This is a genomic window from Pseudomonas sp. Ant30-3 (assembly GCF_000690905.1).
Taxonomy (GTDB): Bacteria; Pseudomonadota; Gammaproteobacteria; order Pseudomonadales; family Pseudomonadaceae; genus Aquipseudomonas.
This window is the reverse complement of sequence record NZ_JMCL01000050.1, coordinates 1-18,894: the sequence shown is the minus strand read 5'-3', so window position 1 is coordinate 18,894 and position 18,894 is coordinate 1. Positions and strand designations below refer to the sequence as shown.

Here is an 18,894-nt window from a genome sequence, read left to right as displayed (position 1 = left end):
GGCAAGCCTTGCTCCCACATCGGATTGCGGCCGTCTGTGGGAGCAAGGCTTGCCCGCGATGGGGCCCGAACAGCCTACGCAAATCTCACTGCCCCACCACCCCATCCGCAGGCGCCTCGGTCGGCGTGACAATCCTGTTCAAGTCGATGTGCTTCCACTCCGGTTTCGCCCCCAGCCTCGCATTGAAGCGATAGTTGAAGGTGAAATCATCCTCCGTCGGCACCGTCAGCGGTTTGCCGTACACCGATTCGATCCCGCCAAGGTCATAGCCCATCAGCTGCAAAAGCGTCGGGAAAATATTGTAGTGGCTGGAGCGATCCTTGTTGCCATGCAACTGGGCTTGCCAGTCGAAGGTCTTCAAACCGCTGCCCTGAATCACCACCAGCGGCACCAGCCCCTCCTCGTCCACCGGGTTACCGCCGCAATGGGTATTCAGCCCGGGATTGCCGCGCTCGTGCAAATCCTGGCCATGGTCCGAGGTGTAAATCACCACGGCTTTGTTCAACTGGCCCTGGGCCAACAGCCGCGAAAAGAACTCGCCGACGTTCCAGAGCAACGTGTTTTTGTAGGCGTTGCGATACAGGAGCCAGTCATCCGGCTCGCCATCAAAACCATCACGTTTGCCGGTTTCCGCCACTTCCACAAACTGCCCGCGGGGCAGCGTCGGCCGGTACGCCATGAACGCATCCGGAAACTTGTCGTGCACCGGAAAATGCGCGCCCACCTTGTTGATCAACACCAGTTGCGAGCGCTCATCGTTGATCAATTCGATCAGTTTCGCCGCGGCCGCCATATCACGGTCAAGCACGCTGGTTTGATCGAACTGCACAAACTCGTCGATGTCATTTTTTTCACTGTCTTTCATAAGATTCTGCAGATGACCGCCAGTCGTTTGCGCATCGATATACACCGTGCTCAAACCGGCTTTTCTGGCGTACTGCCAGATCGACGGCAGCGTGCTGTTGATTCGCACGTAGTCGGTGCGCGTACCGCCGTAACGCAGGGTGACATTGGTGTCGACGCTGCAGTTGGCAATCGAAGCCGCATAACCGTAATTGAAAATCTCAACACCGGGCGGTGGCGACTTGAGGTTGCTGTGCACCCCGAACGGCGCGTTGATGTCCAGGTAATTGCCGGAGACGCTCTCATCGATGATCAGCACGATGTCGTGTCCCACCGGGCGATCGGCGCGGGCCAGGGTCACCGGCTCCCGCGGGCCGACTGTGTTGTGCAGCGATTCATAGGCAAACAGATTCAGGTACGCCAGCGGCGTGAACATCACCGGCAGGCCGCGTGCACCTTCGCCAGCCCGGACGAACAGCACGGCGCTCAGCAGCACCACTCCGAGCACCGGCGCTGCCACCAGCAGGCTGCCAGGCAAAGGCATGCGTCGGCGCGGTTTCAATGCAATACCAAACAGCAGCAGCAAGCCACTGAGCAGCCCACTGTAAATCGCCTCGCGGTACTGGTACGCCGCCTCCTCGATGAAGCCGCCGGAATAGACCAACGAAACGAAGCTGCTGTAGGTCAGGTAATCGGCCGTGACGCGGGTGTAAACGTCGAAGAACACCGCCGAGACAAACATCGTCAGGGCAAACAGATAGCGAATCAGCGTCTGACGAATGTATGCAGTCATGAAGAGCGCCACCGTCAGCACCACGAACATACCGCCGTAAAGCAGCACTGGAAAACCAATGCCCATGGCACTCAAGCGTTCAAAATAGTAGTCGTAAAACTTGATCAAATAGGCAACTAACAGCAGCTCTTTGAGGTATCGAATCATAGTCTTTCCGAAGTTCGCCAGTGCACGCGGCCAAGAGATTGTCGGCCATTTTTTGACACTAGCACCGGGCCACTAAAGAGCAAGAAAAGACTGGCATTTTGGCAAAGCGTCAAAAAAACGTTGACTCAAAACTGACACACTCAATCGTCTGTAACCCTAACGTTTCAGGGCCTATGACCGTTTATCGCATTGTTGAAACTCCTGTAAACCCTTCAAAAATGCGGCAGATCCAGCTGTGGCAAGCCCTTGATGGCCAATCGCCGTCTAAACGCGCCCGTAAGTACCACTAGAACATGTCATTTTGCTGACACGTTTTCCTGAGGCTGGTCTATACCCCTTTTGACAGTCCCAATTCTGATTTCTCCACCGTCTTACGAGGCACGCCAATATGGACGTGAGCGTATTTGGTACGGGCTACGTTGGCCTGATACAAGCAGCGGCACTGGCCGATGTCGGACATCGAGTCCTGTGTGTCGACATTGATCCGAACAAGATCAAACAACTGCAACAAGCGGTACCGCCGATCAGTGAACCGGGCCTGTCCGGCACGCTGGAAGAAAACATCAAGGCCGGTCGTTTGCTGTTCACCACCCAGGCCAGTGACGCCGTCGAGCATGCCGAGCTGATCTTTATTGCAGTCGGCACGCCAGCCGATGAAGACGGTTCCGCCGACCTCACCCACGTGCTCAACGTTGCCCGGCAGATCGCCAATCACATGGAGGCTGATCGCACGCTGATCATCAAGTCCACCGTGCCGGTCGGCACCGCAGACCAGGTCACCGCAACCGCCAACGAAGAACTGCAGCGCCGCGGCAAATCCCTGAAGGTGCGAGTGGTCTCCAACCCGGAGTTTCTCAAGGAAGGCAGTGCCCTCGCCGATTGCATGCGCCCCGATCGGATCATCGTCGGCACCGATGACGAGCAGGCCCGCGAGCAGTTGACCGAGCTCTACGCGCCCTTCTGCCGCAACCGCGAAAAATTGATGTTCATGGACAACCGCAGCGCCGAGCTGACCAAGTACGCGGCGAACGCGATGCTGGCCACGCGCATCAGCTTTATGAACGAACTGGCCAACCTCACCGAATTGCTCGGCGCCGACATCGAAGCGGTGCGCAAAGGCATCGGTTCGGACCCGCGCATCGGCTACCACTTCATCTACCCCGGCTGCGGCTTCGGCGGTTCGTGCTTTCCCAAGGATCTGCGCGCGCTGCTGCACACCGCCGAACACAACGGCATGCCGCTGCGTTTGCTGCGCAGCGTGACTGATGTCAACGACAGTCAGCGCCACATCCTTTTCGGCAAACTCAAGGCGCAGTTTCCTCAAGGATTGGCCGGCAAGTCCATTGCGATTTGGGGCCTGGCGTTCAAACCCAATACCGATGACATGCGCGAAGCGCCCAGCCGCTACCTGATGGATGCGCTGTGGGCCGAAGGCGCAAGCGTACAAGCCTACGACCCGGAAGCCATGTCCGAATGCCGACGCATTTACGGCTACCGCAACGACCTGCACCTGTGCGCCACCCGCGACGACACCCTGGAAGATGCCGATGCGCTGGTGATCTGTACCGAGTGGAAAAATTTCCGCGTGGTCGACTTCGACCTGCTGGCCGGCAAGTTGCGATCGAAGGTGATCGTCGACGGCCGCAACCTCTACAACCCTGAACACGTAGCAGCGGCGGGCTTGCATTACAGCGGCATCGGCCTGCGCCACTTTGCTCCTGAGGCTTTGCGACCATGAAGATTCTTGTAACCGGAGCCGCCGGCTTCATTGGTGCCCACTGTGTGTTGCGGTTGTTGCGCGACGGGCACGAAGTCATTGGCCTGGATAACTTCAATGATTACTACGACCCGCAACTCAAACACGATCGCGTGAAGTGGGTGCAGGAGCAGGTCGGCCTTTTCCAGCTCGCCAAAGTTGACCTGGCCGATGCCGCGGCCATGGAAAAATTGTTCACCGAAGAAATACCCGAAGTGGTCATTCACCTCGCGGCCCAGGCAGGTGTGCGTTACTCGCTGGAAAATCCGCGGGCCTATGTCGACAGCAATCTGGGCGGTTTCCTCAACATCCTCGAGAGCTGCCGCAATCATCCGGTCAAGCACCTGATCTACGCCTCGTCGAGCTCGGTCTACGGCGCCAACCAGACAACGCCTTATTCGGTGAAAGACGGCGTCAATCACCCGCTGTCGCTGTACGCGGCGACCAAGAAAGCCAACGAGCTGATGGCGCACAGTTACGCCCATCTGTTCAATATTCCCTGCACCGGCCTGCGCTTTTTCACGGTGTATGGGCCATGGGGCCGTCCGGACATGTCGCCTATCCAGTTCGCCCGGGCGATTGCCGAAGGCACGCCGCTGAAGCTGTTCAACTACGGCGAGCACCAGCGCGATTTCACTTACGTTGACGACATCATCGAGAGCATCGCCCGCCTGATCGACCTGCCACCGCACGCCGCGCCCGAGTGGGATCGCGAGCAACCGGACCCGTCGAGCAGCATGGCGCCGTGGCGGATCTACAACATCGGCGGCCAGCACCCGGTGGAGCTCAAGGAATATCTGGCGCTGCTGGAAAAACACCTCGGACAAAAAGCCGTGGTCGAGCTGCTGCCGATGCAACCCGGCGATGTGCTGAACACCTGCGCCGATGCCAGCGATCTGGCCCAGGCCACCGGTTTCCAGCCCGGTATCACGCTGGATGAAGGACTCGGGCGCTTCATTGCCTGGTTCCGCGAGTACTACCCACTGCCTATCGCCAATGCGCCGCTCGCGGCTGAACTTCAGCGGAGGAATCCATGACTGGACATGAACAAGGTGTACCGCTCCAACAGCTGCGCCGCGACAAGCGCCTGGATCCCGAGCACCGAATGCGCCTCGATACGGCGATCCACCGGCAGGGCCGTGGCTGGATGACCGGTCGCGACGGCGGCCGACCGTGGACACTGTCGCGCACCAACCGGGTGGTGGCGTGCGTGGGCGCCGTGCTGATCCTGCTGGTGATTTCACCTGTGCTGCTGGGCCTGGCACTGGTGATCAAATTCAGCAGCCCGGGGCCGGTGATGTTTGTGCAAAAACGCACCGGCTACCGTGGCCGCAAGTTCGGCATGTACAAGTTTCGCACCATGGTCGCCAATGCCGAGGAGCTCAAGGAGTCACTGCGCCACCTCAACAAACACGGTGCCGACGCCATCGATTTCAAGATCGACAAGGATCCGCGCATCACCCCCATCGGCGGATTTCTGCGGCGCAGCAGCCTCGACGAGTTACCGAACCTGATCAATGTAGTGATGGGCGACATGCGCCTGGTCGGCCCCCGACCAACCTCGTTCACCAGCTATCGCTACAAGGACAATCACCTGGCTCGCCTGGCCATCTACCCCGGCATGACCGGTCTGTGGCAGATCTCCGGGCGCAGCAATATCGACTTCGACCAGCGCGTTGAGTTGGACCTCAGCTACATCGCCGAGCAGAGCCTGCTGCTTGATCTGAAGATCCTGTTGAAAACCCCCTTCAAAGTATTCAGCGGCCACGGAGCGAGTTAAATGGACGGTTCATCAGCCAAAAGCCTCACCATCGCAAACCCGAGCGAGTCCAATTTGACTTCGACTGTGCTCGATCAAGATCTGCGGGTCCTATTCCTGACCGCCGCCAATCCCGGCGCAGGCACCACCACCAGCGCCCTGGCACTGGCGAGCCAGCTGGCGCAAATGAGCAGCGGCGATGTGCTGCTGGTCGACGCCAGCCATTCGGCGACCAACCTTTCCCAGCAACTCGGTTTGAGCAAGGAGCGCGGCTTGCGCGATTTGCTCTTCAACACGCAGAGCCCGCCGCTGTTGCAGGACTGCGTGGTGAACGTCTCGAGCTTGCCGTTCCATGTGATGCCCAACGGCCGCTTTGTGCGCGGTAACGAACACCTGACGCCGGAACGCCTGCGCCCGTTGCTCGACCAGCTCGGCGGCCAGTACCGCTTCGTCGTGATTGACGGCGACGCGGTGTATTCCGCCGCCGACACCCTGGTCATCAGCACCCAGGTCGATGGCGTGATTCTGGTGGTGCGCTCCGAAGACACCCGCTGGGAGGTAGCCCAGGCCGCCGTTCAGCGCCTGACTCAGGCCGGCGCGAAACTGGTGGGCAGCGTCTTCAACCGACGCAAGTACTACATGCCGAAATGGCTCTACAAAAACCTGTAAGCCACCGCAAAAGGATGACGCCATGAACGCCAAAATACTTGTCCTGCTGTTGCTGCCGCTTGCGGGTTGCACCAGCACTTCCGAAACGCAAAACATGCCGGTCAATATCCTCACCGCTGCGCCAGCCAACGCTCAGGCCACCGATATGCCCCGGGTCGAACAGACCCTGCGGCCACAGGATGTGCTGGACGTGATCTTCCGCATCAGCACCAGTGGTTCGGACGCCTACCGCGTGCAGTCCGGTGACCAGATCGGCCTGAACTTCACCGCAGCCAGTCAGCTCAACGGCAGCCAACTGGTGCTGCCAGACGGCACCATCGAACTGCCCGGTGCCAACACCTCGGTGAAAATCGCCGGGCTAACCAGCGAGGAAGCGCGTCAGGAAATCCAGCGCGCCTATCAACGCAAACAGCTGTTCCAGCCCAACCGCAACCAATTGTCGGTGCAAGTCATCAGCCCGCTAAGCAATGAGGCCAACCTCAAAAGCGCACTGACCCACCCCGCCACCGGCATGAGCCGCGAGATCACCGTGGGCACCGATGGCTATGCGAGCTTTCCGGAAATTGGCTCCGTGCCGCTGCAAGGCATGACGGTCAATCAACTGGAAACCTTCCTCAACAAACGCTATGCCGAACTGCCGGGCCGGATGAGCGTGGACGTGTTGCTCAAATCCACCGCCGGCAACGAAATCTTCGTGCTCGGCGAAGTGGCCCAACCCGGCTCTTACCCGATCCGTCGGCCGGTCTCGGTACTTGAGGCGTTGACCCTGGCTCGTGGCACCAACATCAAGGCCCGCCTTGATTCGGTGGTGATCATGCGCCGCAACGGTAACCAGGTTCAGGCGCGGCGCTACGACGTCGAAAAAGCCTTGTCGGGCGATGCGTCGCAGATCGCCTACCTGCAGCCGGACGACATGCTGTACGTGCCCAAGACCAAACTGGCCAGCGCCGGTGAACTCGCGCGGCAACTGGCAGACGTGGTGTTGTTCCAGGGCGTGGGCCTCAGCTTCGGCTATCGCCTCGACGACAAAGACAGTGACAGCAACTAACTCTCAGGTGAATCGACATGAATCCAAAGGAAAACTACCTGCATGAGTTCTTCAGGATCTTCTTCGCCAACAAGCAGTTGGTGAAGCGAGTCTTCCTGGTCTTTGCAGTGATCGCGCTGGCCTTGCCGCTGATGCTCAAACAGAGCTTCGATATCACCGCCCAGGTAATCGTGCAGTCTAAAAAACTCTCGCAGGGCGACGCCACCACAACCCTCAATCAGGAGAACGCCTCGTTCATTCCGCCGTCTCTGGCAGACATGGAAACCGAGAGCAATATCCTCCGCTCCCCGGCGCTGATCCGGCAGACTGTCATTGACTTGAACGAGCAAGGCGAATACACACCACCGCCGAGCGTGTTCAACAAACTGGTGACAGAGCCGTTCAAACGCTATGTGGTCAATCCGCTGCGCGCCAAGGTGATCAACCCGGCACGTGATGCGCTCGGGCTTGAGACCGATCCGGTGCGTGACACCACGCTGGACTCGCTCACCGATCAGGCCATCGACAGCCTGAAAATCGAGACGCTGCCAGGCTCCAACGTGATCTCTATCGTTTACAGCTTTGGTGATCCGGCACAAGGCACCAGGTTCGTCGCAGCCCTGTTGCAGAACTACCTGGCCAGCCGTCAGGCCCTGCAATCGATTGACTTGCCGCAGAGCTTTTACGAGACCAAGAAGATGCAATACCAGGTGCGCCTCGATGGCCTGGAAGGCAATCGTCTGGGGCTGCTCGAAGGCGTCGGCTCGTCCGATCCGAAAGAAGAAATCACCTTCCGCCTGAACGCCATCAACACCGAAGAGCAAGCGCTCAACCTGTACCGCGACCGCCTGCTGCAAAGCCAACGCTGGCTGGAATACCTGAAAACCAGCCTGGCCGCCGCCAAAGATTCGAAACTCAACGATTACACCTTCCCCTACACCTTCACCACCACCGTGGACAACGTCGCCTTCGAAGATCGCGAGATCAAGCAAATGGGCGAGGCGCTGACCACCCAGGTCAGTCGCTACATGAACGACCTGGCGATCTTCCAGCCGGGCAGTGAACCGATGCTGCTGACCCGCGAGCAAATTGCCCGCACCCGCCAGCAATTCCTGAAAGTGGTGAGCAACCGGATTCAGGAACGCACCAATGACATCGCCATCGTCAGTTCGGTGATCGAGCAGAAAACCGCACGCATCGCCGAGTTCAAGGAACGCATCCACCAGCTGCAAGTCACGCAAAGCAAACTGCGCCAGATGGACACCGAGATCAACGCGTTGCACGCGGCGTTCTCCACCTACGCTCAGCGTTTTGCCGAAAGCAGCAGCGCCCGCGCACTGGACAGCGACCTGTCCAACGCCCGTGTGCTCAGCCCACCGTACGAACCGACCGAAGCAGCGTTTCCGAAACCGATGCTGATCATTCCATTCGGCTTGCTCGCTGGCCTGTTACTGGCAATTGCTTTGGTCTATGTGCGTGAGTTCTTCGATCATCGCTTCAAGCATCCTGCGCAAATCAGCCACGAGCTGGACCTGCCAGTGCTGCTGGTGATCAACGACCAAAACACGCTGCCGTCCAACCCACACAGAAGCATTTCCATGCGTGGCTTTGCGCACTGGGTGCGCAATTGAACGCGCCGCTCAGCGCCACCCGTCACACCAGCGTCCTGCCGATCATTCACTTGCTCAGCAGCGGCGGCTTCTATGGGGCTGAGCGGATGCTGCTGGACCATTGCCTGGCGACGCCGGGGCAGCACCAGGTGCTGTTTCTCGATGCGCCGCCAGACCTGATCGCGCGGTTTCGCGAAGCCTCGGTGGACTGCCGAGGCTGCGCGGGGCTGGGGGCGTTGCTCGGGCATTTGCGTCAGCGGCGCGCTGAACAGCCGTTGATCAATACGCACAATTTCAAAGGCCTGTTGTTTGGCTGGGTCGGCGCGACGTTGTTGCGCCTGCCGCTGGTGATTACGCAGCACGGGTTCACGCCGCGCAGTCGCAAGCAAAAGTTTTACACCTGGTTGAGCTTGCAGCTGTGCCGCACTGCCTCGGTCAATCGTGTGGTCTGCGTTGCCGAAAGCATCGCGGCGCTGCATCGCAAAGCCAGCGTTCGCGCCGACAAGCTGCAGGTGATTCCCAACGGTCTGCCCGCGGCCAACGGTTTGTGCTCGCACACCGCCGAAGGCCCGCGCTGGCTAGCCGGATACGTGGGGCGCCTGAGCAGTGAAAAGGGTCCCGATCTGTTTCTTGATGCGCTGATTCCGCTGTGCCTGCAACACCCGCGACTGGACGCCGTGATGCTCGGCGACGGCCCCGAACGCGACAGCTTGCAGGCGCGTATTAAATCGGCAGGTTTGCAGGCGCGCATCACGTTGCCGGGGTATCAGACCGACATGAGCGTTTGGTGGCGCCAACTCGATGCGCTGGTGATCAGCTCGCGCACCGAGGGCACGCCGATGATTCTGCTGGAAGCGATGCAAGCCGGGGTGCCGGTAGTAGCCTTCGGCGTCGGCGGCATTCCTGATGTGCTGGAACATCGGCACAACGGGCTGCTGGCGACCCCCGCCGACAGCGCCGCCCTCGCCCGGCAAATCGGCACGTTGCTGACGGACCCGGCGCTGGCCACCGAGCTGATCGCCAACGCAAGACGTACGCAACTGGATCGCTACGACCTCAAGGCGCTCGCCGAACGCTGGTCGCAGCTTTATATCCGTACTGCACGGGAGGCTCGCGCGTGATATTTCCACTCTCGATCGTCAGTTTGCTCGCCCTGGTCTGCCTCGGTTTGCTGGCCAGCCCTTATCCGTTTCTGGCACCGGCTGCGGTGCTGGGCCTGGTCGGTGTCTCGCTGCTGTACCGAAAGCCCACTTGGGGTTTGCTCGGGATTGCAGTGCTGGTGCCGTTCGAAGGTTTCTTCAAGGAAAACGCTTTTTCCGGCACCAAGTTCATTGGCGTGTCGCTGGCCGTGATCCTGATGCTGCAACTGGCCATCCACCAGATTCCCTCGGAGCGCCTGCGCAGCAATATCTGGCGCTACCTCGTGTGGTTCATCGCCTTGTACATGCTCAGCTTGCTCCTCACCGACAACCTCGGCATGTCGATGAGTCACCTGCGCGAAATCAGTGTCGGCCTGATTCTGTTTGTGATCACGCTGCTGATCGGTCGCGAATTGAACATGGACCTGTTCGCCCGGTTCGTGACGCTCAGCGTGACCGCGACTTGCGCGCTGGCGATGTTCTCCGCCAAATACCAGGACCAGGGGCGCGCCGCCGGCCTGCTGGAAGACCCGAACGCCTTCGCCATGCTGATCGCGTTCGCGGTGCCGCTGGCTTTGTGGCTGGTGATCAGCAGTCCAAAAATGTTGCACCGGTTGTTTTGGGCTGGCTGCTTCATTCTGCTGCTGGGCGGCATGACCAAGACCGAATCGCGCTCCGGGCTGGTGGTGCTGTTTCTCAGCCTGATGATTGGCGTCTGGCACTACCGCACTGAGCTGGCCCGCATCCGCCCCCGGCATTTGGGCTTTGCCATGCTCGGCGCAGTGATCGTGATCCCGCTGGCGATCTATGCGATGCCGTCCGGCTACGTCGAGCGCATCAAGTCCTTGAGTATTCTCAGCGCCGGCGCCCGCAGCCAGGACGCATCCCTCGGTCGTCGCGCCTCCTACATCGTGGTCGGCAGCGAAATGATTCGCGAGAACCCGCTACTGGGCACCGGGCCGGGGACCTTCCCGCTGCACTACGCCACCACCGGTTACGCCAAGGCCTTCTCGGCCAACCGCAAGATTGGCGACCTGTACCGGCGCGCGCACAACACCTACCTGGAAATTTTCAGTGAGCTGGGCATCCCCGCCGGGCTGATGTTCGTCGGCATGCTGGGGCTGGGCCTGTACAACCTGATCCGCGCGCGAAGCGCCTGGCTGCTGCGACGCAACGGCCCGCAGGCGGATCTGTTGACGCACCTGAGCATGAGTTTCCTGGCACTGACGCTGTTCCTGATGTTCCTCAGTGCGCCAAACCAGAAGTACGTGTGGATCATGCTCGCCCTGACCAGCGTGCTGCGTTTGAAAGCCGAAGAAAGTCCGTTGCCGGAGGCCAAGGCATGAGTCGAATCAGTATTGTCATTCCGATGTACAACGAAGCGAAGCACATCGGCCGCACGCTGCTCGCGGCACAAAAAGCCGCCCATGCCGCCAATCTCGACTGCGAGTTGATCGTGGTCGACAACGGCTCCAGCGACCAAGGCCCACAGATTGCCCGACAGTTCGGCGCGCAGGTGCTGGTGGTGCCGGGGGTGCTGATCGGCGCGCTACGCAATCGCGGTACGGCAATCGCCACGGGGGAATGGCTGGCCTTTATCGACGCCGACGTGGAAATGCCGGAAGACTGGCTGCGGCGCTTGATCGACCTGGAAAGCGCCGGCCAGGCGGATGTCTTCGGTCTTGATCTGCACACCCCGGCCCAGGCGCCGTGGTACGCCACGGCCTGGCAACGGCGCACGTTGCGCCCGTACTCTGACGCCGTACGCAAGGTCGACTGGCTGCCCAGCAACAATCTGTTGATGCGCCGCGGCTGGTTCGACCAGGTCGGCGGTTTCGACGAACGCCTGCGCACCGGCGAAGACAAGGATTTCACACTGCGTCAGCATCTGGCCGGCGCGCAAATATTGGCGATCAATCAAAGCGTCGCCCTGCATTGGGGCTATGAGGCCAACTGGCGCGAATGGTTGGGCAAGGAACTGTGGCGTCAAGGCAGCCATCTGCAATTGCTGCGCAACAACGGTGTCAGTCTGCGACTGCTGCGCTTTCCGCTGTTATCTCTGGGTGCCTGGCTGCTGGACTTTCTGGCGATATCGGCGCTGATGGGCGGTTTCCTTCATCACGCATTGCTGATGCTCATGCTCTCCACCCTGCCGGCCTTGGTGATGAGCGTGCGGCAGAGCCACAAGCACCGCGACATCGGTCTGACCCTGCAACTGTGGGGTTTACATTGGGTGCGTTTACACCTGGCCGGCGCTGCGTTTGTCTTGAGTATGTGTCGTTGGACTGCCAGGAGGCCTGCCCGTGGCTGAATTCATTTTCTGGACTTGCCTGTTGCTGCCCGCGTACGCCTACGTCGGCTACCCATTACTGCTGACCGTGCTGGCGCCGCTGTTTCCGGCGCGGCGCATCACGCCCCCGGCGCCAATGAACATCAGTATCGTGATTGCCGCGCACAATGAGGCGCGGCACATCGAACACAAGTTGCGCACCCTGCTTGCCCAGGATTATCAGCCGGCGTCGCTGCAAATCATTCTGGCCAGCGACGGTTCCACCGATGACACCGTGGCCTGCGCGCACCGGGTGGTCGACCCGCGCATCACCGTGCTTGACCTGCCGCGTCAAGGCAAGGCCGCCACGCTTAACGCTGGGGCAGCATTGAGCACTGGAGACATTCTGGTGTTCACCGACGCCGACAACCAATGGTCGCGCGACACCCTCGGCCATTTGCTCGCGCCCCTCGCCGACCCCGACGTCGGTGCCTGCGCCGGGCACATGGTGATCCCGGTGACCGGCGGTGGCTTGAGTGTCGGCGACAGCCTCTATCGGCATTACGAAGGCTGGCTGCGCAAGGTCGAAAACCGCACAGGCTGCATGGTGTCCGCTGACGGTGCCCTGCTCGCGCTGCGTCGCGAGTTGTTCCAGAACATCCCGGCGGAGGTCAACGACGACTTCTTCATCAGTACCTGCGCGCCGGTTGCGCACAAACAGATCGTCTATGTGCCCGAAGCTCAGGTGATCGACCACGGTGTCGACGAAGCCGACAAGCAATTGCGTCGCCGTCAGCGCGTCACCGTTGGCGGCCTGCAAAGCCTGGCCCAACGCAGCGAGCTGCTCAATCCGATGAAACATGGGCTCTATTCGATTGCTTTGATCAGTCACAAGCTGATCCGCCGACTGGCGCCGATCCTGCTGCTGCCGTTGCTGCTGAGCAATTTCTGGCTGTGGCAAGAACACGGTTTTTATCGCTTGAGCCTGATTGCGCAGCTGTTCGGCTACACCGTAGCCATCGCCGGGCTGATGGACTCCAGACACCGCTTGCCCAAACCCTTTCGCCTCGCCGCGTTTCTACTGGTGACCCTTGCCGGGATGAGTATCGGTCTGTGGCAGTTCCTGCGTGGCCAGCGCTACGCACAGTGGAATCCGGAACAGAATCGTTGAACAAAGGAGCGTGCCATGGCGATCAGACAACTGTTAAAACGCACCAGTGGCTGGCTGTACCTCAACTCGCCGGTAGGACGGAACCAGCTGCACGGTGCCGGGGTGATTCTGATGCTGCACCGGGTGCTGGCCGACGACAATGCCGCCGCCCTGCCCCATCGCAATGAATTGTGTGTCGGGCCGAATGCCTTCGAGCACCTGCTGATCTGGCTGAAACGCCATTTCGACTGCGTGCCGCTGATGGATATTCTGCAACCCGGCACGCTGCGCTCCGAGCGGCCGAAAGTCGCGCTGACCTTCGACGATGGCTGGCGCGACAACGCTTTGAATGCCTTCCCGCTGCTGCAAAAACACCGGGTGCCGGCGAGCATATTTCTCTCCACCGATTTCATCGGCAGCCGGCAGCGGTTCTGGTGGGAAAGCATAGGTGAAACCCTGTGGGGCAGCCATGGCGAGAAAGCCCGGGCACACATCATCAACCGTTTGAACATGGCCGGTCGGCCGGTGCCTGCGCAGCTGGGTGAAGGTCATGTGCAGCACCGCAGCCTGGCGCTTCTGCAGTATCTGCAAACCCTGAAAACCCTTGCTCCGCATGATCTCAGTCGCCTGACTGATGACTGCCCGCGGGAGTCAATGCCGCAAGCGCTGGACTGGCATCAGGTGCGCTCGCTGGAAGCTTCCGGACTGGTGCGATTCGGTCCGCACGGCGCCAGCCACGCGATTCTCACCGGGCTTGATGATCAACGTCTCGACGAAGAACTGAGGCGCAGCCGCGATGCGCTGTTGAACGGCTGCAATCGGCCGCTGCCGGTCTATTGCTACCCCAACGGCGACAACGACGCGCGTGTCCGCCAACACGTGGCGCAACACGACTACGCGTTCGGACTGGGCACCGGCACCGGCCTCTACCGTGGCGTCGAAGATCCGCTGGCATTACCGCGTTTTGGCGTCAGCCAGCGCACCGCGCGCAACCCGGAATTGTTGTCGTGGCGCATTTATCGCGGGGCACGCCCATGAGCCGCAGCACCTATCTCAAACACTTGGCCATGAGCATGGGCACCAAGCTGGCGATGATCGCTCTACGCTTGCTGCGCAACGTTTTGCTGGCGCGGATATTGGGGCCGAGCGAACGCGGCCTGTTCGCGCTGCTCAGCGTCCTGCCCGACCTGATCAGCGCCGCCACCAGCGGTGGGCTCAATTCGGCGGTCGGGTTTCAAGCGGCCAAGCAGCGGCCTATGGGGTTGTTGCTCAGTCAGGTGTTGGTCTTCGGCTGCCTGCTGGCCGGTCTGCTGACGTTGCTGGTGGTGACGCTGACGCGCGAGTTCGGCGCCGAACTCGATATCACCATGCAACTCGGTCTACTCGCCTGGTTGTTGCTGCTGGCGGTGCCGTTGACCGTGCTCAAAAGTGGTCTGCTGACGTTGCACAATGCCTCTGGCGGGATCATGGCGTTCAACGTCCTGCGCCTGATCGAGTCCCTTGCGCCGCTGCTGTTGTTTCTTGCCCTCTTCTGGATGTGGAAAGACGCCGCGCTGGAAGCCGCATTGATCAGTTGGCTGGCGGGCATCAGCCTGGTGGTGCTGGCGGGCTGGTTCTGGCTCAAGCGCGCGCAGCCATTGAAACTGCAATGGGACCGCGCCAGCCAGAACGAACTGCTGCGTTTCAGTGCCCGCAGTCATCCTGATCTGCTTTTCCAGCAAGTGATCCTGCGTTCCGATTACCTGTTCATCGGCGCCCTGCTCGGCAGCACCGCGCTGGGTCATTACGCGATGGCCAGCGCCGCCGCCGAATTGCTCCTGATCGTTCCGGAAGCGGTGACCACACCGCTGATGAAACGCCTGCTGCAGCAGGATGAGGGCATGGACAAAGTCACCCCGCTGGCGCTACGCCTGACCGCGACGGTGATGCTCGGCGCCTGCCTGACCATGGCGGTGATTGGCGAATGGCTGATCGTCACGCTGTTCGGTATCGCCTATCAACCGGCGTACCCGGCGTTGCTCGCGCTGCTGCCGGGCCTGCTCGGCCTGTGCTACGCGAGCATCCTGCGCCTGGACTTGCTGGGCAAAAACCGCCCCGGCACGATCTCGTTGCTGATGGGCCTCGGCGCCTTGCTCAACCTGGCGCTCAACCTTGTGCTGATCCCCCTGTACGGCATCGTTGGCGCCGCAACGGCTTCGTCCATCGCTTATCTGGCGGTGACCGTGGCGCTGCTGGTGATGTATTGCCGATTGAGCGGTGTGCCGGTCTGGCAAACCCTGGTCATCCTGCCCAGCGACTTCAGCCCGATGTTGCAAATGCTGCAGCGGAAGTCGGCATGACACGCCTGATCCTGCTCCTCAGCCTGGGCCTCGCTGTGAGCGCTCAGGCAGCGCCCATGCGTTGGGCGGATATACGCGATGGCAGCCTTTTCCTGCAACCGGATCGGCCCGATACATTGACGGTCCGCTGGGTCCCGGCATGGCAGGCGGATGCCAACGAAGAGCGTATTTACCTGCTTGATGGCCAAGGCAAATTGCAGGGAGAGCGGCTGATTGCCGCCAGCGAAAGCCGTGGCACTCAGAGCTGGCCGCTGGTGCCGAGCGCGGCCAGTTATCGACTGGAGATACCGGGTTACAGTTTCCGCAGTTATCGCATTGAGCATGACGCCCACACCGTGGCGTTGTTCGCCCCGGCCAAGGTGCATTTCAGCGCTGAAACCCGCAGCGGTGACGAGTTGTATTTCAAAGTCGCGCCTGGCGAACGTGCGGTGCTCGCCGGCAAATTTCACGGTGGCGTCAGCGCCTTGCAGGCGCAGCGCGTAGGCGATAACCAACGCGTGGCGCTGGCGCTCAAACCTTATCGAGCCTACTGGCAGTTTGATAAAGTCGAGTTACCCGTCAGCCCGCAAGAACAGGTCTGGCGCCTGCGCCTGCAAGGCAGCGGCAAAGCGGCATTCTGGCTCGACGGCACGGCGAACCTGTTCGCGCAAAACCCGCAGCAGCTCAAACCCGTGCGTGAAGACGACGGCCAGACCCGTTTGACGTTGCACAAAAAAGTCCTCGGTAAAACCCCGAACCTGGGCATCGCCCTGCCCTACGTGCTGCCGCCGCCCGCCAGCTTTGCGACCCTCGATGCACTCAATCTGCAAGCGGCGACCTTCTACAGTTTTGTCGACATCACCGCCAACGATCCGCAGTACGAAGATGCGTTTCGGGCGCTGTACCAGAACCGCTTTGGCATCACTCAGGACCTGACCTTGCTGGCCGGCAGCAAACGCCAGGCCGATCTGCGCGCCGACACCATGAGCAACTCCGGCCTCGACGCCTGGCTCGCCGCCACGCGCAAACTGGGCGGCAAAGGTACGCACTACATCGGTTTCGCCGACGAACCCAACCTCAATTACGCCGATTACGCCAGCTATCAAAGCATCTTCAACAGCATGGCCCGGCAAGTGCGCAGCGACCCGGCCAATGCCAAGGCCGGCGTGCGCATTGCGATGCCCGCCACGTCGCGCCTGATCAACGGGCCGTTTGCCGACAATGCGGCCGACAAGCGCGGCATCGATTGGGCCAAGCGCCTGCTGGCGGAATCCCCCGACCAGATTGACGCGTTGGCGTGGCACGAGTGGATGATTCGCGACCTGCTCGCCACGCGTGTCTACCGCGACAGCGTTCGGCGCGCCGCCGATCTGGTCGGGCTCGACGCCCAGGGACGGCCGCGCAAGGCGTTGCTGCTGGACCAGACCAACATGTCAAGTGGCTCGAGCCTGAGCCCCTACGATCAGGAAACCCATTTCGCTGCGCTGTGGTGGACTTCGGTGGTCATCAACTCCGCGCAGGATGGCTTGCTCGACATGTTGAGCTGGTTCCAGGCGGCCGATGAACCGAACTACCCCAAGGGCATGTTGCGCGTGCTGGGCGAAAACCGTTTCGAACTGAAACCGGTGGGCCTGGCCCAGCAATTCATCCAGCAACACTGGCTGCACAATGTGCTTGGGCTGGAGAACGATGCGTTCGAGGTCGACGTGCTGGCCATGGCCGAGGACGCCAAGCGCAGCCTGTTGGGGGTCAACAAAGGTACGCGACGCCAGCAGGTGAATGTGGGTGCAATCCCCTGCCCGCTCGCCGGCGCGTCACTGCGGTACTTCGGCGCCGACAATCGCGCCCGCGACGCACCGTTCAGTTGCCGCGACGGTCGCGTCAGCTTCGATTTGCCGGGGGAAACTCTCTTTGCCCTGAGCTGGAGCACCTCATGATTCCTCATCGCATGGTTTGCCGCGCAAGCATTTGGCCGCACGGTAAGCCTCTCCATCCACGGTCAACACCGTCAGGAGCCAGTCACATGAGTGTTTTTTTCAAGAAGCTTGCTGAGCACATCAGGCAAAAAGGTTGGCGCGCTACTGCCGCCAAAGGCTGGAAGCGTCATGTTTTTTTCCACTGGGAATTGTTGTGGATGGAGCGCGACCTGGTCACGCCGATCCCGCCGCATAAATTGCGACCGTACCCGCCGCTCAAAGTCGTCACCATCACGCCGGAGAACGCGGTGGCGTTCACGCGCTACTTTGGTGATCGCGTGGAGACCATGGCCGAACTGGCCCGTGAAGGTTTCACCGGGCAGATGCACGTCGACGGCGCCGGTGACGCAGTCGCCTTCATCTGGGGCGCCACCCGCGACTATCACGACAAGCACCACTACGGTTGCAGCTTTGCGGTAAAACCCGGCGAGTTTTTCGAGTTCGGAGGCGAACTGAGCCGCGCTTACTGGGGCACCCGGTTGTCAATGGACCTGCAGACCCGACTGTGGAGAACCATGCAGGCGCAAGGCTGCAACACGGTGGTGGATGTGTGCGACTCGAACAACATTCCGGCATTGAAGCTGCACATCCGCACGGGCTACAGAGAACAAGGGCGGGTCATGAACGTCTACGGTTTGTTTGGCCGTTGGCGCTTCTATCGGGAAACCCGTTACAGCGGTTCGCGCCTTGATGCCCTGCGCAAACCGGAACGTTCAACCGTTACAGCATCGGTGACCTGAGCTTATGGCAGCGCGATTCGAATGGCGCACTTCATTGTGCGCAGCAGATTTTCCCGCAGCGGCTTACGAAGCGCTGCGTCTGCGAGTGATGGACCACACGCCATTCAACGCGCTCGCCTGGATGTGCGCATCCGAACAGGCGCTGAGCGGCGCCGATCGTTTGCACGTGCTGCTTGGCTGGCAGGGCATCGAACTGGTGTTTTGCCTGCCGCTGGTGGCCTCGGTCGAGCGCTTCGGCAGGTTGCCGTTTCGGGTGCTGCATCATCTCGGCTATCCGCTGACTGACCGTTTGGCATTGCTCGCTCGCGTAGACGCCGACGACATGCGCAAGGCGTTGATCGAGATCCGCCGACGGTTGCCGCATGCCCTGCTCCAGCTCAACGAACTGTCCGAACCGATCGGCGCCGAGAGCGCGCTGACCGAATGGATGGCTCACAGCTCGACCGGCGAACGGCGCCTCAGCTGCCGCGTGCCCGTGCACTTGATCAGCGACGCTGATCGCCAGGAAGTGTCCGGTGACCCGCGTTACAAATTGCGGCGGGCGCGCAAGCGGATCGCGGCCTGCGGCGCTGAAGTTCGCCGTATCACGCCTGACGCGTCGAGCATGGGGCCGTTGCTGCAGGCCATCTGCGAAGTCGAAGCGGTCAGCTGGAAAGGCGATGAAGGCGTGGGGATTTTCTCCGATGATCGTCACCGCC

General features: G+C 60.9%; 15 protein-coding genes and 1 pseudogene. 15 read left to right on the top strand and 1 reads right to left on the bottom strand.

Annotated features, from left to right (window positions below):
• Positions 1-85 precede the first annotated feature (85 nt).
• On the bottom strand, positions 86-1,783 hold the full coding sequence (locus DU29_RS0113025; RefSeq protein WP_028622112.1) for a sulfatase-like hydrolase/transferase: 1,698 nt from the start codon (positions 1,781-1,783) through the stop codon (positions 86-88).
• 388 nt (positions 1,784-2,171) lie between these two features.
• On the opposite strand from DU29_RS0113025, the gene DU29_RS0113020 reads away from it, so the two are divergent.
• From DU29_RS0113020 to DU29_RS0112950, 15 genes and pseudogenes are all read left to right on the top strand, one after another.
• On the top strand, positions 2,172-3,521 hold the full coding sequence (locus DU29_RS0113020; protein WP_028622111.1) for a UDP-glucose dehydrogenase family protein: 1,350 nt from the start codon (positions 2,172-2,174) through the stop codon (positions 3,519-3,521).
• Positions 3,518-4,576 (top strand): NAD-dependent epimerase, encoded by a 1,059-nt coding sequence (locus tag DU29_RS0113015; RefSeq protein ID WP_028622110.1) that lies wholly within the window; start codon positions 3,518-3,520, stop codon positions 4,574-4,576. Before DU29_RS0113020 ends, DU29_RS0113015 begins: the two co-directional genes overlap by 4 nt.
• Positions 4,573-5,319 carry a sugar transferase gene (locus DU29_RS0113010; protein WP_028622109.1) on the top strand — a complete coding sequence of 249 codons (747 nt, stop codon included), beginning with the start codon at positions 4,573-4,575 and terminating at the stop codon, positions 5,317-5,319. Before DU29_RS0113015 ends, DU29_RS0113010 begins: the two co-directional genes overlap by 4 nt.
• Complete coding sequence (locus tag DU29_RS0113005; protein ID WP_028622108.1) at positions 5,320-5,967, top strand: CpsD/CapB family tyrosine-protein kinase; 648 nt, start codon at positions 5,320-5,322, stop codon at positions 5,965-5,967.
• Positions 5,968-5,989: 22 nt separating this feature from the next.
• The gene (locus tag DU29_RS0113000) at positions 5,990-7,015 is read left to right on the top strand and encodes a polysaccharide biosynthesis/export family protein (RefSeq protein WP_028622107.1); all 1,026 of its coding nucleotides are present in this window, start codon (positions 5,990-5,992) and stop codon (positions 7,013-7,015) included.
• A gap of 17 nt (positions 7,016-7,032) precedes the next feature.
• Positions 7,033-8,625, top strand: a complete 1,593-nt coding sequence (locus DU29_RS0112995; protein ID WP_028622106.1) for a GumC family protein — start codon at positions 7,033-7,035, stop codon at positions 8,623-8,625.
• A complete protein-coding gene (locus DU29_RS0112990; RefSeq protein WP_028622105.1) occupies positions 8,622-9,725 on the top strand; it encodes a glycosyltransferase family 4 protein in 1,104 nt (367 codons plus the stop codon). The genes DU29_RS0112995 and DU29_RS0112990 overlap by 4 nt, the downstream gene beginning before the upstream one ends.
• Complete coding sequence (locus tag DU29_RS0112985; RefSeq protein WP_028622104.1) at positions 9,722-11,089, top strand: O-antigen ligase family protein; 1,368 nt, start codon at positions 9,722-9,724, stop codon at positions 11,087-11,089. The genes DU29_RS0112990 and DU29_RS0112985 overlap by 4 nt, the downstream gene beginning before the upstream one ends.
• Positions 11,086-12,054, top strand: coding sequence for a glycosyltransferase (locus DU29_RS0112980; RefSeq protein WP_028622103.1), 969 nt, complete (start codon positions 11,086-11,088; stop codon positions 12,052-12,054). Before DU29_RS0112985 ends, DU29_RS0112980 begins: the two co-directional genes overlap by 4 nt.
• Entirely contained in the window at positions 12,047-13,183 is a 1,137-nt protein-coding gene (locus tag DU29_RS0112975; protein WP_028622102.1) for a glycosyltransferase, read from the top strand. Before DU29_RS0112980 ends, DU29_RS0112975 begins: the two co-directional genes overlap by 8 nt.
• Before the next feature lie 15 nt (positions 13,184-13,198).
• Positions 13,199-14,200 (top strand): polysaccharide deacetylase family protein, encoded by a 1,002-nt coding sequence (locus tag DU29_RS0112970; RefSeq protein ID WP_028622101.1) that lies wholly within the window; start codon positions 13,199-13,201, stop codon positions 14,198-14,200.
• On the top strand, positions 14,197-15,501 hold the full coding sequence (locus DU29_RS0112965; RefSeq protein ID WP_028622100.1) for a lipopolysaccharide biosynthesis protein: 1,305 nt from the start codon (positions 14,197-14,199) through the stop codon (positions 15,499-15,501). Before DU29_RS0112970 ends, DU29_RS0112965 begins: the two co-directional genes overlap by 4 nt.
• Positions 15,498-17,417, top strand: a complete 1,920-nt coding sequence (locus tag DU29_RS0112960; RefSeq protein WP_028622099.1) for a hypothetical protein — start codon at positions 15,498-15,500, stop codon at positions 17,415-17,417. Before DU29_RS0112965 ends, DU29_RS0112960 begins: the two co-directional genes overlap by 4 nt.
• Before the next feature lie 86 nt (positions 17,418-17,503).
• On the top strand, positions 17,504-18,196 hold the full coding sequence (locus DU29_RS0112955; RefSeq protein WP_028622098.1) for a hypothetical protein: 693 nt from the start codon (positions 17,504-17,506) through the stop codon (positions 18,194-18,196).
• A 4-nt stretch (positions 18,197-18,200) separates the two neighbouring features.
• Positions 18,201-18,894, top strand: a pseudogene (locus tag DU29_RS0112950) (GNAT family N-acetyltransferase); the annotation flags it as partial.

Bases quoted from the DNA above. Each gene is read 5' to 3' on its own strand.
- DU29_RS0113025 (WP_028622112.1), bottom strand. From the start codon at position 1,783: ATGATTCGATACCTCAAAGAGCTGCTGTTAGTTGCCTATTTGATCAAG.
- DU29_RS0113020 (WP_028622111.1), top strand. From the start codon at position 2,172: ATGGACGTGAGCGTATTTGGTACGGGCTACGTTGGCCTGATACAAGCA.
- DU29_RS0113015 (WP_028622110.1), top strand. From the start codon at position 3,518: ATGAAGATTCTTGTAACCGGAGCCGCCGGCTTCATTGGTGCCCACTGT.
- DU29_RS0113010 (WP_028622109.1), top strand. From the start codon at position 4,573: ATGACTGGACATGAACAAGGTGTACCGCTCCAACAGCTGCGCCGCGAC.
- DU29_RS0113005 (WP_028622108.1), top strand. From the start codon at position 5,320: ATGGACGGTTCATCAGCCAAAAGCCTCACCATCGCAAACCCGAGCGAG.
- DU29_RS0113000 (WP_028622107.1), top strand. From the start codon at position 5,990: ATGAACGCCAAAATACTTGTCCTGCTGTTGCTGCCGCTTGCGGGTTGC.
- DU29_RS0112995 (WP_028622106.1), top strand. From the start codon at position 7,033: ATGAATCCAAAGGAAAACTACCTGCATGAGTTCTTCAGGATCTTCTTC.
- DU29_RS0112980 (WP_028622103.1), top strand. From the start codon at position 11,086: ATGAGTCGAATCAGTATTGTCATTCCGATGTACAACGAAGCGAAGCAC.
- DU29_RS0112970 (WP_028622101.1), top strand. From the start codon at position 13,199: ATGGCGATCAGACAACTGTTAAAACGCACCAGTGGCTGGCTGTACCTC.
- DU29_RS0112965 (WP_028622100.1), top strand. From the start codon at position 14,197: ATGAGCCGCAGCACCTATCTCAAACACTTGGCCATGAGCATGGGCACC.
- DU29_RS0112960 (WP_028622099.1), top strand. From the start codon at position 15,498: ATGACACGCCTGATCCTGCTCCTCAGCCTGGGCCTCGCTGTGAGCGCT.
- DU29_RS0112955 (WP_028622098.1), top strand. From the start codon at position 17,504: ATGAGTGTTTTTTTCAAGAAGCTTGCTGAGCACATCAGGCAAAAAGGT.